The 12,558-nt window shown below is 64.2% G+C and carries 13 protein-coding genes; 2 read left to right on the top strand and 11 right to left on the bottom strand.

Annotation, left to right across the window (positions count from 1 at the left end; all coding sequences use genetic code 11):
- Positions 1–20 precede the first annotated feature (20 nt).
- Positions 21–776 carry an SDR family oxidoreductase gene (locus EDF56_RS20120; RefSeq protein ID WP_132390866.1) on the bottom strand — a complete coding sequence of 252 codons (756 nt, stop codon included), beginning with the start codon at positions 774–776 and terminating at the stop codon, positions 21–23.
- Between the two features lie 39 nt (positions 777–815).
- Positions 816–2,090: an epoxide hydrolase gene (locus EDF56_RS20115; RefSeq protein ID WP_132390864.1), complete on the bottom strand. Its 1,275-nt coding sequence runs from the start codon at positions 2,088–2,090 to the stop codon at positions 816–818.
- Positions 2,091–2,336: 246 nt separating this feature from the next.
- Between EDF56_RS20115 and EDF56_RS20110 the strand changes: the two genes are divergently transcribed.
- Positions 2,337–2,690, top strand: a complete 354-nt coding sequence (locus EDF56_RS20110; protein ID WP_132390862.1) for an antibiotic biosynthesis monooxygenase family protein — start codon at positions 2,337–2,339, stop codon at positions 2,688–2,690.
- Positions 2,691–2,717: 27 nt separating this feature from the next.
- On the opposite strand, the gene EDF56_RS20105 is transcribed toward EDF56_RS20110, so the two are convergent.
- From EDF56_RS20105 to EDF56_RS20085, 5 genes are all read right to left on the bottom strand, one after another.
- Complete coding sequence (locus EDF56_RS20105) at positions 2,718–3,272, bottom strand: VOC family protein (protein ID WP_207904809.1); 555 nt, start codon at positions 3,270–3,272, stop codon at positions 2,718–2,720.
- Positions 3,266–4,558, bottom strand: coding sequence for an epoxide hydrolase family protein (locus EDF56_RS20100; RefSeq protein WP_132390860.1), 1,293 nt, complete (start codon positions 4,556–4,558; stop codon positions 3,266–3,268). Before EDF56_RS20100 ends, EDF56_RS20105 begins: the two co-directional genes overlap by 7 nt.
- 28 nt (positions 4,559–4,586) lie before the next feature.
- Positions 4,587–5,033, bottom strand: coding sequence for a nuclear transport factor 2 family protein (locus tag EDF56_RS20095; RefSeq protein ID WP_132390858.1), 447 nt, complete (start codon positions 5,031–5,033; stop codon positions 4,587–4,589).
- A gap of 209 nt (positions 5,034–5,242) precedes the next feature.
- Positions 5,243–5,881 (bottom strand): response regulator transcription factor, encoded by a 639-nt coding sequence (locus tag EDF56_RS20090; RefSeq protein WP_243652726.1) that lies wholly within the window; start codon positions 5,879–5,881, stop codon positions 5,243–5,245.
- Between the two features lie 63 nt (positions 5,882–5,944).
- Positions 5,945–6,349 (bottom strand): nuclear transport factor 2 family protein, encoded by a 405-nt coding sequence (locus EDF56_RS20085; protein ID WP_207904800.1) that lies wholly within the window; start codon positions 6,347–6,349, stop codon positions 5,945–5,947.
- Positions 6,350–6,624: 275 nt separating this feature from the next.
- Here EDF56_RS20085 and EDF56_RS20080 point away from each other — a divergent pair, with 275 nt between their 5' ends.
- Complete coding sequence (locus EDF56_RS20080) at positions 6,625–8,223, top strand: ATP-binding protein (protein WP_165912278.1); 1,599 nt, start codon at positions 6,625–6,627, stop codon at positions 8,221–8,223.
- On the opposite strand, the gene EDF56_RS20075 is transcribed toward EDF56_RS20080, so the two are convergent.
- The 4 genes from EDF56_RS20075 to EDF56_RS20060 form a co-directional block, all read right to left on the bottom strand.
- On the bottom strand, positions 8,209–9,372 hold the full coding sequence (locus EDF56_RS20075) for an MFS transporter (protein ID WP_132390854.1): 1,164 nt from the start codon (positions 9,370–9,372) through the stop codon (positions 8,209–8,211). The two genes, EDF56_RS20080 and EDF56_RS20075, sit on opposite strands and share 15 nt — an antisense overlap.
- Positions 9,373–9,520: 148 nt before the next feature.
- Positions 9,521–10,744 (bottom strand): ATP-binding protein, encoded by a 1,224-nt coding sequence (locus tag EDF56_RS20070; protein ID WP_132390852.1) that lies wholly within the window; start codon positions 10,742–10,744, stop codon positions 9,521–9,523.
- On the bottom strand, positions 10,741–11,397 hold the full coding sequence (locus EDF56_RS20065; RefSeq protein ID WP_132390850.1) for a cytochrome b/b6 domain-containing protein: 657 nt from the start codon (positions 11,395–11,397) through the stop codon (positions 10,741–10,743). Before EDF56_RS20065 ends, EDF56_RS20070 begins: the two co-directional genes overlap by 4 nt.
- Positions 11,394–12,500 carry a catalase family peroxidase gene (locus tag EDF56_RS20060; RefSeq protein ID WP_132390848.1) on the bottom strand — a complete coding sequence of 369 codons (1,107 nt, stop codon included), beginning with the start codon at positions 12,498–12,500 and terminating at the stop codon, positions 11,394–11,396. Before EDF56_RS20060 ends, EDF56_RS20065 begins: the two co-directional genes overlap by 4 nt.
- Positions 12,501–12,558: the final 58 nt, after the last annotated feature.

The following is a 12,558-nucleotide window of genomic DNA, read 5'->3' as shown; positions in this document are numbered from 1 at the left end:
CCTGGCGGCTTGGCTCAGGATCAGACCTGTGCCTGTCCGCCGTCAGCAAACAGCTCCGCGCCGTTTACGAAGCTGGCATCGTCGCTGGCGAGGAACAGGACGGCCTTGCCGATCTCTTCCGCCTCCCCGACGCGGCCCAGCGGAATGCGCGAGGCGAGGTAATCGAGCAGACCTTGCTGCGCTGCTTCATCCTCGCCTGCCAGTTCCACGAGGCCGGGCGTGCGCGTCGCGCCGGGGCTCACTACGTTCACGCGGATACCGCTGTCCTTGAGATCGAGAGCCCAGCTGCGCGCAAGGTTGCGCACGGCGGCCTTGGATGCGGAGTAGACGCTGAAGGCGGCGGTGCCTTCGGTTCCGGCAGTCGAGCCGGTGAGGATGATCGAGCCGCCCTTGCCCATCAGCGGGAGCGCCTTTTGCACAGTGAAGATCACGCCCTTGACGTTGCGGTCGAAGGTGTCGTCGACCTGCTCCTCGGTGATCTGGCCGAGCGGGAGCATGCTGCCGCCGCCTGCGGCGGTGTAGAGGACGTCGATCCGCCCGGCTTCGGTCTTTACTTGCGCGAAGAGGGCGTCGAGATCGGCCATGCTGGCGGAATCCGCGCGGATGCCGATCACATCGCCGTCAATCTCGGCGACAGCCTTGTCGAGGACATCCTGTCGGCGCCCGGTAATGAAGACTTTCGCGCCTTCGGTCGCAAAGACCTTTGCGGTGGCAAGGCCGATGCCGCTGGTGGCGCCGGTGATGAGGGCGATCTTGCCGCCGAGACGTTGGGTCATGGTCAGGTTTCCTGTCTATCGATGGGGAGTGTTAAGGCGTCAGGCCTGGCGCATCGTGCGGAAGGCGCGGCGCATCTCTTCGGAGAAAAGCTGGGGCTGTTCGAATGCGGCGAAGTGTCCGCCGCGATCGACCTCGTTCCAATAGAACATGTTCGGCCAGCGGGCCTCGGCCCAGGCCTTGGGCGCTCGGTAGATCTCCCGTGGGAAGATCGTGGCGGCCATTGGCAGTTCGATCGTGCCGGCATCGAAGCCGCCGCCGTTCCTCGTGTTCTCCCAGTAGATCCGGGCCGAGGATGCGGCGCTGTTCGTGAACCAGTAGAGCGATATGTCGTCGAGCATCTGGTCAAGGCTCAGGGCGTCCTCGGGATTGCCGCGATTGTCCGTCCAGGCCTGGAACTTCTCGTAGATCCAGCTCGCCTGACCGATGGGCGAATCCGCGAGCGCATAGCCGACGGTCTGGGGCCGCGTGCCCTGTTCCTTGAAGTAGCCGAACTGACCGTTCAGGAATGCGGCGATGGCTGTCATGCAGGCCTGTTCGTCGGGCGCGAGCGTGGCGGGAGGTTGGGCCGGGATAACCAGCGGCCAGTTCACATGGGCGGCGATCAGGCCGGCAGGCCGGACATGGCCGAGCGCGTGAGTAACGCCTGCGCCCCAATCTCCGCCTTGTGCGACCCAGCGATCGTAGCCCAGCTGCTGCATCAGCGTGCCCCAGGCCTTGGCCGTGCGAACGACGTCCCAGCCAGTCGCCGCGGGCTTGTCCGAAAACCCGAAGCCGGGCTGGGAGGGGATCACGACGTCGAAGGCATCCTCCACCTTGCCGCCGTGCGCGGTGGGATCGGTCAGCGGGCCGATGACATCGAGGAATTCCACGACGGAACCCGGCCAACCATGCGTGAGGATGATCGGTAGAGCGCCGGGATGGCGCGAGCGGACATGGATGAAGTGGATGCCCAGTCCGTCGATCTCGGTACGGAACTGCGGGTAGGAATTGATCCTGCGTTCGAACCGGCGCCAGTCGTAATGGTCACGCCAGTAGGCGATCAGCGCCTGGGCCCTGGCAAGTGGTACGCCCTGCGACCAGTCGCCGACAGTCTCGCGTTCGGGCAGGCGGGTCAGGCGCAGGCGCAGCTTTAGATCGTCGATCGCCACTTGCGGCACTTCCACGCGGAAGGGCGTGATCGCGGGTGAGACCGGAGCGAGGCGCAGTCCTTGCGCTTCGGCAATTGCCGGGGCCGCCGTCGCCGCTACGGCAGCGAGCGTTGCGCCTTTGCCGAGTTCGACAAAGGCCTGGCGGCGGGAGTGACCGGATGTCATGCAGTTCGTCCTTTTCGGCGGAAGTGATCGTTCCTCCAGCTAGGATATCGGCGTGGCCGCGACGATCAGACGCGCAGGTCTGCCCGTCGAACTCCAGGTGTCATGAACTCATACGCAGGTATGACTGGGGCGCTTGCGGGCGTGATTGGGATTGGCGAAACGGATCCCTAGTTGGGATCGCTGGCCGTTCACGCTCTGCCCGGGCGGTGGCCGCTCGATAATTCAACAGATCAAGAGGAGGCCGCGATGGCCGACCATGACAAGACGCTTTCCACCGAAGTCACCGTCAGCGCCTATTACCGGGTCCATCCGGAGGATCGGCGGGCCTTCATCGATGCGGTCATTCCCGAAATGACGGCGGCGCAGAAGATGCCGGGCTGCGTCTACTACGCCTTTGCCCAGGACCTGACCGATCCGAACACCTTCCACCTGCTCGAAGGCTGGGCCGATCAGGACGCCTATGAAAACCATGAAGAAGCCGAGAGCTTCCTCTCGGCGCTGTCGACGGTCGTGAAAACCGTGCGCATTCTCCACCGGGAAGGTGTGCGCTACGATATTGCGCGGATGCATATCGACGATCCGCGCGGCAAGGTCTCGTGACAGGGTGAGGAGCGCCCCAGGTGCTCGTCACTGACTTGCGGTAAAGACGAGTTCGATCTGCGAACCCCAGGGGGTGAGGAAATAGAACCAGCGCGAACCGTCGGACAGTGTCACGGGTTCGTTCAGGACAGGCAGGCCCATCGCCTTGACCATCGCCACCGCGCGGGCAGGATCGTGGGCCTTGAGTGCGATATGGGTCGCGCCGGCATCGTCTTCGTGCGGTTGCCGCCGTGAGGCATGGGGCGAGGCATATTCGAAAAGCTCGATCTTGGAGCCGTCTTCGGTCTCGATCATCGTGAGGCGGCGCAACCGGGCACCTGCGCGCCAGCGAAAGCGGCGCTTCCACTGCCGATCGACCGGGGCGGGGCGCCAGTCGGACACGACGCGCGTGCCGATCAGGTCATGGAAGAACGCGGCGGCCTTTCCCGCATCCGGCACGTTGATGCCGACATGATCAATCCCGCTGACTTCGAGGGCGGGTGTCGAAGCGTCATCGAAGCGGCTTGTCTCTTGCGCACATGCGGCGGCAACTGGAGTTGCCGCCGCAAGCAGGATCGCGAGTGGAATACCGCGTTTTACCACAGCGTTGGGGCGGCGCGGCGCAGTTCCTCGGTAAAGATCTCGGGCTGCTCGAACGCCGCGAAGTGTCCGCCGTGGGGCGCCTCGTTCCAGTAGGTCAGCTTCGAATAGACCCGTTCGCCCCAGACCTTCAGCGGGCGGAAGATCTCGCCGGGGAACACGCTGACCGCGACCGGAATGTCCAGTTTCTGAGGTGAGAAGTCGGTCGTGAAACTTTCGGCATAGAGCCTTGCCGACGAGGCGGCGCTGTCCGTCAGCCAGTAGAGCATGATGTTGTCCAGCATGCGATCCCGGCCGATTTCCTGTTCCGGGTGGTGGCCGGAATCGCTCCAGGCTGCCAGCTTTTCGTAGATCCAGGCGGCCTGTCCGGCAGGCGAATCCGCAAGCGCATAGCCGATTGTCTGCGGCCGGGTGCCCTGCAGGAGCGCGTAGCCGGATTCGTCGGTGCTGTACGCCACGAGCTGCGCAATCGAGGCTTGTTCCTCGGCCGTGGGGGCGCCTGCCAGCGGCGGCGGAAACAGGATCGGCAAGTTGAGATGCACGCCGGCCAGTCCGGGGACGTGCTGCTTCGCCATCCAGGTCGTGACACCGGCACCCCAGTCCCCGCCCTGCGCCAGGTAGCGGTCGTAACCGAGGCGGTTCATCAACGTACCCCAGGCGCGGGCGATGCGTGGCAGGCCCCAGCCGCGCTCGGTCGGCTTGTCGGAGAACCCGAAACCGGGAAGCGAAGGAATGACGACATGAAAGGCATCCTCGGCCTTGCCGCCATGGGCGGTAGGGTCCGTCATCGGGCCGATGACCTCAAGGAATTCGACTATCGATCCCGGCCAGCCGTGCGTCAGGATGATCGGTCGGGCCTGCGGATGGCGCGAGCGCACATGAATGAAGTGAATGCCCAGTCCGTCAATTCGGGTGCGGAATTGGGGCAGGGCGTTGAGCTGCCTTGCCAGTCGTGTCGGATCGTAGCCGGTGCGCCAGTAGTCCACCAGCGCACGGGTAGCGTTGAGCGGAGCGCCTTGCGTCCAGTCGTTGACGGTTTCCGGTTCGGGCCAGCGAGTAAGCGCGAGACGCTGGCGTAGCTGTCTGAGTTCCGTGTCTTCGACCTCGACGCGGAATGGGGTGACGACATCGCTCGCGGCCGGCAGCAAAGGCTGCGAGTGGCCGTCAGCCAAGCGAGCCTGCGTTACGCCGGGGAGGACCACGGCCGCGCCTGCGGCCGTGAGTGCGCCGCCCAGAAAATGCCGACGATCGGCTTCGATATCGCCGGGCGGAGAGGACATGAGAGTCATGAGAGGATCCTCGCTGAGAAGCCGCGGCTCAATGTTCCAGCGCTGCTTCGAGGTTTCCGAATACGCCGAGTTGAGCGAGGAGGACGGTGGCCGCTGTATAGCAGTGGAACGAGGCTACCTTGCCGTCCTGCAAGTGGAACACGTCGCAGCAGGGGGCGTGAATTTCGTTGCCGGTGGCCCTGATCGTTCCTGCCGGAAGGCGCAGATCACCGCGATGCGTGCCGTTGAGGCTGAGTTCGACAACGACGATATCGCCGTGGACGATGAACTTCTCCAGCTTGCGATGCATGTCCGGAAAGGCCTCGGCATAGATGTCGACGGTATCGCCGATATCCTTGCCGTAGTACTTCTGCCCGGCGGCGACATCCCAGAAGTAACCGTCCTCGGTGAACAGGGAAACGAACTGCACAGTGTTCCTGCCGCTGCCCTCGGCGCTGGCGTAGAGCGAACGGATCACGTCTTCGTTGGTCGGCATTTCGATGGTCCTTTCCAAGGAGGAAGCCCCGTCTCCTTCGGCATCCGGCTACGCCGGGCGAAGGAGACGGGGGAACATCACGATGATAGGAAAGGAGCGTCGGCAGTGCGTTCAGGCGCGCGTATCGGTGGCTGATACACGCGGGCTAGGATATCATACGCGGGTATGACCGGCCGCATGCATAGCCGCAGGGCGCGCGGCCATCTTCTTTACAGAATATCTTTCACAGCTTCTGCCATCTTCACGAAGTCCGCCAGATTCCTGGCGCCCATCTTGCGCATGGCATTGCCGCGATGGATCTTGACGGTGATTTCGCTGAGTTCGAGATCCCAGGCGATCTGCTTGTTCATCCGGCCCTGGGCGACGAAGCCCATGACCTCGCGCTCGCGCGGCGAGAGTTGGACATAGCGCTCTCGCAGTTCCTGGGAACCCTGCTGCTCAGCGCGCTGCCGGGCATCGCGGGCAAGTGCGGTGGTGACGGCGTCCAGCATGTCCTGTTCGCGAAACGGCTTGGGGAGGAAGTCCACCGCACCAGCCTTCATCCCGCGCACGCTCATCGGGATATCGCCGTGGCCGGTCATCAGGATGACCGGCATCTGCACGCCGGCTTCGGCAAGCTGGACCTGAAAGTCCAGCCCGCTGATGCCGGGCAGCCGCACATCAAGGATCACGCACCCCGCGGCCTGAGCGGATCCGGAAGCCATGAATTCCGAAGCACTGGCAAACGTGCGAACCGTGTAGCCGACCGACCGGAACAAACCGTCGAGCGCGACGCGGATCGAAGGGTCGTCATCGACGACGTGGATCGTTTGAGCTTCATCGGGGCCGGTCATGATGGGCAAGCTCATGTCACGCCTGCGCCATCGGCGTCCAGCGCGGCGTGACGGGGTGCGATTTCGGATTGTCCATCGTCACTCGCCGTTGCCGTCGAGGAAGACGATAAGAGTGGCGATCCGGCCGTTACTGGCGATCACGACGTCCCACCCGGTATAACGGGGAGGTTCGCCAACGGGACCTGAACCCCAGGCAAGCCGGCCTGCATCGTGCAGGATTTGCGGCTCGCCAAGCGGCGTATAGACGAAATCGGGATGCGCGATGCGAAGCTGGCCGGCGAAGGCATCGATCGCCTCGCGGCCCCGGATGACGCCGGGCGGAACATGCAGCGTACAATCCTCGGTCCAGAGTTCGTTCAGTGCCGCTCGCCGGCGGTCCGGATCGTTTTCGCCGAACACTTCGCGCAGATTGCGCTCAAGCAACTCTTTCATGCGCGCCGAAGACATCGGCAGTTCGGCACGGCTAACGGCAGGCTGATTCACGCGTTCAATCCTCTGCTGTGCGGCGTACCGCATGACGTGGGTCAATGTGGCTCATCCCGGCGCCTTGCGAACATCATACACAGGTATGAGCGCTGCGATACGCAATGGCGTCAGCATGCGCATCCCCCCGTTCGGGGGGGCAATCCTTCCCCTCGGACGCGCGATTGTTGCTCTCGCAAGCGGTCAATATCATCGCGTCGGATACCGCTCTCCGGTTCCGGGCCGCTTGGTGCCGGTCGCCGCGGCTGCAAAGTAACGACGCGAGGCACGCCGGAATGTTGGACACAAGAGCAGAGCCCCGGGCCGCCGACTACGGTGTATCGACGGCCGATGCGGTTCCGGCGCTGATCTCGTTCTTCGATGCCGCGCATGTCTGCCGTTTCGCCAACGATCACCATATCCATTGGTACGGGCGGACGCCGGAGCAACTTGTCGGCAACCATATGCGCGACTTTCTCGGTGATGCTCTCTATGCCCAGCGGCGCCCCTATCTGGAGCGGGTTGCCGGCGGTGAGACGGTCTCGTTCGAGGCCGATGTCCCGCATTGCAGTGGCGGTTCGCGCGAGGCGGCGATCCGCTACGTTCCGAGGATTGCCGAGGGAGAGTTCGAGGGGTTCCACATCCTCGTGTTCGATCTCTCGCGCGAGCAGAACCGGTTTCGCAGCGTGTTCGACGGCACGATCGTCGGCTTCGTGGAGATCGATCTTCGCGGCGTTCGCCGGGTCATGGCGGAACTGGAAAGCGAGGTGGGGGATGTTGCCGCTCACATTGCGTCCGACATCACTGTCGTCAGGCGCGTGCTCGATCGCACGCCGATTGTCGGCCTCAACGAGAAGGCCTGCCAGATGCTCGGCGTGGTGCCGACCGAGGCGGTGGGCAACCCGCTTGGCATGTGGTGCCCGGACGAGACAATGGCGGTGTGGAACCGTGTCTTCCTCGATTACATCGCCCGAAAGGTCAGCCATGAGGCGGAAACGGTGATCCGCCGGAAGGATGGCTCCAACCTCGACGTTATCCTGAGCGCCGCCTATCCGAAGCGGCCGGAAGAGCAGGTCTTCGTTGTCGTGGGCCTCGTCGACATCAGTGAGCGGATCGCCCGGGAAAAGGCGCTTGCCCGCGCGCAGCTGGATCTTGCTCATGCGGGACGCGTCTCGATCCTCGGGGAACTGGCAGCATCCATCACCCACGAAATCAATCAACCGCTGAGCGCGATCATGACGAACGGCCATGCTGCGCTGCGCTGGCTGAACAGGCCGGTGGCCGATCTCGACGAGGCACGCGTGGCCATCGGTCACATGATCCTGGAAGGGGAGCGCGCGTCCCGGATCATCGCGCGTACTCGCGCCATGGCGATGAAGGGCAGCGGTGAGCGCACTGTCTTCGAGCTGAAGCCGACTCTGGCGGAAGCGATCGAGATCACGCGGCGCCAGATCGGTATCCTGGGCGCTTCCTGCACGCTGGCCGGCGGCGACGCCCCGATCCGGATCCTGGGCGACCGGGTGCAACTGCAGCAGGTCATCATCAACCTCATCGTCAATGCGGCGCAGGCCATGTCCGAAGGCGGCAGTCAGAAAAGGGTGGTCGAAGTCGAATTCCAGGCGGATGGCCAGCGCGCAATCATCCGCGTTGTCGATACCGGGCCGGGGCTGGATGCCGTCGCCGCAGCGCGATTGTTCGAGGCGTTCTTCACCACCAAGGCCGATGGCATGGGGATGGGCCTGTCCGTTTCCAAAGGAATCGTCGAGGCCCATGGCGGCACGATCGTCGCTTGCAACAACGCTGGCCCTGGATGCACGTTTACGATCGATATCCCGATCGCGACGGCAGATGAGCGAGACCTCTATGATGGATCGGCGACACTACGGCTTGCGTGATGCAACAAGGGCACCTGTGAGGGCGAGCCCACTGCCGATCATCCAGGCCTTTCCGACTCCGCCGTGATCGATGCTCAGCCCTCCGACAAGGGCACCGATCGCCACGGAAGACTGGAAAACCGTGTTGGTAAGCGCGGAGCTTGCCTCGAAATTGCGTGGTGCGGCGCGAAGCGTCCAGACCTGCAGGCAGAGCGGAAGCGCGCCGAAGGCAGCTCCCCAGGCAAGAATGGTGGCCGCCGCCATGGCAGGCTGGGCTTCCGCCGACAGGGCGGTGGCGATCGCGAGGCCTATGACCAGCATGGCGCCTGCAAGCGCCCAGCGCGGGCTGACGCTGCTCGCCCATGTTCCCAGCCAGACGCCGATCAATCCGGCCAGCCCGTAGCCGGCCAGCAACCATGCCATCATTGCGCCGGAAACCCCTCGTGCCGCCAGAAATGGTTCCAGATAGGCATAGGCGCTGAAGTGCCCGGCAACGACGAGCGCCGTAGCAAGAAAGCCGATACGAATAGCCGGGATGCCCAGCACCCCCGTCATGGACTTCATAGTGAGGCGTTCGCTTGCTTCGAGCGGTGGGATGATCATTGCCTGCAGCACAAATGCGATCAGGGCGAGCAGGGCCACGCAGTCGAAGGCCGCACGCCAACCCATGAGCCCGCCGGCCATAGTTCCGAGCGGTACGCCGAGTACCGTGCCGACGGATATGCCGCCCATGATGATTGCGGCCGCGCGGTTGCCATCGTCCTGCGACACCAGTCTGCGCCCGATTGCGGCGGCGAAAGTCCATACTCCGCCGAGGGCCAGACCCAGCAGCACGCGTCCGGCCAAAGCCATCCACAGGTGAACCGAATGGGCCACCACCAGATCGGAGAGCGCAATGCTGAGGGTCAGGCCTGACAGCACCATGCGCCTGTCGAGGCGGCCGGCAAAGATGGCGAAGGCAGGCGCGCTGATTGCGGCGACGAGGCCGGGTACGGATAGCAAAAGGCCGGTTCGGCCTTCCGAAGCGCCAACGTCTTGCGCGATCGATCCGAGCAGGCCGACCGGCAGGAACTCGCTCGTCACCATGACGAAAGTCCCAAGGGCAATGGCGCACACGGCAGTCCAGCGACGGGAGAAGGATTCTGCAGGCGGGGCAATGGAATTGGACATGGCGTTTCCGTTCCCCGGAGTTTCCGAGCGCGCCGGATGGTCGGCGGGGATGGAACCCTAAGAGCGAAAGCGCTGCGTCCTGTCGATCATGCCTGCGTATGACCGGCTAACCTCCATCGGCGATGCTACGTGCCTGCCGCAGTTGCGTTCAGTCTGCGCGAGGCAGGGTGAACTGGAAGCTCGCGCCGCCTTGCGGCGAGGTGTCGACCCGGATCGTGCCGCCATGCGCTTCGACGATCGTGCGGGTTATCGAGAGGCCCATGCCCATCCCGTCGGGCCGGGTGGTATAGAAGGCGTTGAAGACCTGTTGGCCCGCCGTCTCGGGAATGCCCGGACCTTCGTCATCGACATGGATTGTGACGAATGTGCCGCTCGGGCGAGCGGAAAGGCCTATCCGGCGCGGCGCGGGGATGGTGGCCATGGCCTGCGCGGCGTTGACCAGCAGGTTGATGAGTACCTGTTGGATCTGCACTTTGTCCGCGTGCACCTTGTCGACATTCGCAGCGATGGTCACGTCGATTTCCGCGCCGAGGCTTGCCAGTTGCCAGCGGGTTATCGTCAGTGCTTCCTCGACAATCGTCGCGAAGTCATGAGGCGCGCGCATGCCGTCGCCCTTGGTCGCCATGCGGCGGGTACGGGCGAGCACTTCGCTGGCGCGGGTCCCGTCCTCGACGATGCGCGAAATGGCCTCGATCGCTTCCTCGAGGTCGGGCGTTGGTCGCCTGAGCCAGCGCATGGCCGCATTCCCATTCGCGACGAGTGCCGTCAGCGGCTGGTTGACTTCATGGGCGATGGAAGCGGCCAGTTCGCCCAGAGTGGCGACGCGGGCCGCCCTGATCAGCTCGGTATTGAGCCTTGCCAGTGCTTCCTCGCGCTCGATGCGATCGCTGATGTCCATGACGGCGAAGGTGCCTGCCGGTGGAGACACCGGTTCCTGTGGAAACGCCGTGCTGACATGGACGGGGAACAGCGAGCCGTCCGCCCGCATCATCAGCGCCTCGCCCTCGTAACCTGCTTCGCCGGTCAGATAGGCCATGAGGTTGTCGAACAGCATCGTCTCCGCCTGGGGCGGGCACCAATGCCCGAAAGGCGTTGCCAGTGCGGTTTCGCGGTCGACTCCGAAAAGCACCTGCGCCCGTGTGTTGAGATCGAGAACGCGGCAGGTGTCGATCGATTGGCGGATGAAGCCGGGATTGGCCCGGACATAGTCGGCCGGTTCCAGTCCGCTTTCCCGGCACCTTTCGGCCAGCATGGCCTGCATGTCGGCCAGATCGATTTCCCAGAACGCGACAACCGTGGCTTCGAAGATGCGGTGATAGCGGTGAGCTTGGGTACCGGGGTCGGATTCTGGAAACTCGGGTGCCGAAGTCATTCGCCCGCCTTGGGTTGCGGTACCGGAAACTCCGGGGCACCGGGATCATCGGCGGGTGCGAATACGTCGAAGTCAGAAATTTCACTATCGGCTTGCGGAGGTTCCGAAGGGCTTGGCGGCGTTCCCACCGTCATGCTGCGCAGCACGCCGTCCTTGCGGATCAGGCCATGGAACAATGCGGCGCAGAGGTGGGCGAGGATCAGCGCGAAGAACAGCACCGCGATCACCGTATGCGCCTGCCGCAGCCACGCGTAGAGCCACAAGTCGTGTGGAGCGATCGGCGGCAGTATCAGGCCGGAGAACAATTTCACGGGATAGCCGCCGGCGGCCAGCATGGCCCATCCGATCAGCGGCATTGCCGCCATGCTGGCATAGAGCAGCACGTGCGAGCCCTTGGCCGCCAGCACCTGCATGGGCGGCAGGTCAAGGGGCAGAGGCGGGGATCCCGTGACGAGGCGCAGGGGAAGGCGCAGCAACACCAGAATCAGGATTGCGATGCCGACCGGTCGGTGCAGTTCCAGCAGGGTAAGATAGGCGGGACCGGTGGTGGAGACCATGCCGACACCGATGAACAGCATGGCGAGGACCATGGCCGCCATGAGCCAGTGAACCACGCGCAGCAGCGGATGGAAATCATGAGGAGGGCGGTTCATCGCGCAGCCTCCTTGTAAGCAGGGTCTTTGGCAAGGTCTTCGGCAAGATCGCCCCCCACCGCGCTCGGATGCGGCCCTTCGCCGGCGCGGCGCTGGAAGGAGGAGGAATAGACCTTCGATCGTGCCGCCAGCAGCGGGTCGTCGGACAGGCCGATGCCGGCCGGCAGGATCGTGGGATCGAAGTTGAGATCGCGGCAGGCGCCGACCTCCTCGGGCATGACCTTGTCGACGGTGAGCACACCGGCGTCGATGGTCCGGTGCGGACCTGACCAGGCCACGGTGGCACTGTCGGTACGGTCACCGGGGTTCGCGATCGTCAGGATCAGGTGCCAGCGCGATGGCTCCCTGGCCGTCCGATCGATCATTTCGCGAAAGAGCGCATCGCGCGGCAAAGTGTCCAGATGGGCCTTGTCGAGCCCGCTGAGCGGTGCCTCCGGCGTGAACTGCCAGCGCACGAAGCGTGCGTTGCCGGTGCTGTCGGTCAAGGTGAAGGCATTGATCGAGTAATAGGTCGCATTGGCGAAGCTGCTCGGAAGCACCGCTTTGGTGAGATAGTCCTGGAAGGCCTTTACCGAAGGATACTCGGCGATCAGGGCCTTCATTTTGGCCGGATCGGGTTTGCCTGTCGCCGGGTCGGGCCGCGTGGCGCGTTGCAGGGCAATGAAACCTGCCGCGCTCGGTACCGGGAAGATCGGCGTATGATCCATCGCCATGCGCCACTCCTGGCCGTCGGGCGTGTTCAGGAGCAAGGCCATGGAATGGAAGACATTGCGCCCATCGGTGGCAAGCGGATTGCCGCCTGCGACCGAGAAGCGGCCGATCACGGGATACGTCCCGGGTTCAAATGCCTTGGCTGTGGAGACCGCGCTTCCGGCGCCGTTGGCCGTGAAATTGCCCGACAGGCAGAGGCCCTTGGCATGGGCGCGGCGGAACCCGGGCTGCTTCTTGCCGGTATTGTACTCCAGCGCGCGGGTGACATCACCGCCGTTGATGCGCTTGGGGCCGATCCATCCGGCCGCCCACAGAAAGGGAAGCACGAGCAGGGCGGCGATACCGCCGATGACAAGGAGGGGGCCGGCAGGAACCGGTTTTCTGGTGGACATGAAATCTCCGTGCCGCCGTTGGCGTTGGGCGTGGGATCGGACGGGCTTATGCCATGGT

It is taken from the genome of Novosphingobium sp. PhB165, from assembly GCF_004341845.1.
Taxonomy (GTDB): domain Bacteria; phylum Pseudomonadota; class Alphaproteobacteria; order Sphingomonadales; family Sphingomonadaceae; genus Novosphingobium.
The sequence above is the reverse complement of the archived record's forward strand: the minus strand, read 5'-3'. Positions and strand labels throughout refer to the sequence as shown.

What these genes read in the sequence shown, in the direction of transcription:
- EDF56_RS20115 (WP_132390864.1), bottom strand. Translation starts at nt 2,090, where the DNA reads ATGACATCCGGTCACTCCCGCCGCCAGGCCTTTGTCGAACTCGGCAAA.
- EDF56_RS20065 (WP_132390850.1), bottom strand. Translation starts at nt 11,397, where the DNA reads ATGAACCGCCCTCCTCATGATTTCCATCCGCTGCTGCGCGTGGTTCAC.
- EDF56_RS20060 (WP_132390848.1), bottom strand. Translation starts at nt 12,500, where the DNA reads ATGTCCACCAGAAAACCGGTTCCTGCCGGCCCCCTCCTTGTCATCGGC.
- EDF56_RS20070 (WP_132390852.1), bottom strand. Translation starts at nt 10,744, where the DNA reads ATGACTTCGGCACCCGAGTTTCCAGAATCCGACCCCGGTACCCAAGCT.
- EDF56_RS20110 (WP_132390862.1), top strand. Translation starts at nt 2,337, where the DNA reads ATGGCCGACCATGACAAGACGCTTTCCACCGAAGTCACCGTCAGCGCC.
- EDF56_RS20095 (WP_132390858.1), bottom strand. Translation starts at nt 5,033, where the DNA reads ATGCCGACCAACGAAGACGTGATCCGTTCGCTCTACGCCAGCGCCGAG.
- EDF56_RS20100 (WP_132390860.1), bottom strand. Translation starts at nt 4,558, where the DNA reads ATGACTCTCATGTCCTCTCCGCCCGGCGATATCGAAGCCGATCGTCGG.
- EDF56_RS20120 (WP_132390866.1), bottom strand. Translation starts at nt 776, where the DNA reads ATGACCCAACGTCTCGGCGGCAAGATCGCCCTCATCACCGGCGCCACC.
- EDF56_RS20090 (WP_243652726.1), bottom strand. Translation starts at nt 5,881, where the DNA reads ATGAGCTTGCCCATCATGACCGGCCCCGATGAAGCTCAAACGATCCAC.
- EDF56_RS20080 (WP_165912278.1), top strand. Translation starts at nt 6,625, where the DNA reads ATGTTGGACACAAGAGCAGAGCCCCGGGCCGCCGACTACGGTGTATCG.
- EDF56_RS20075 (WP_132390854.1), bottom strand. Translation starts at nt 9,372, where the DNA reads ATGTCCAATTCCATTGCCCCGCCTGCAGAATCCTTCTCCCGTCGCTGG.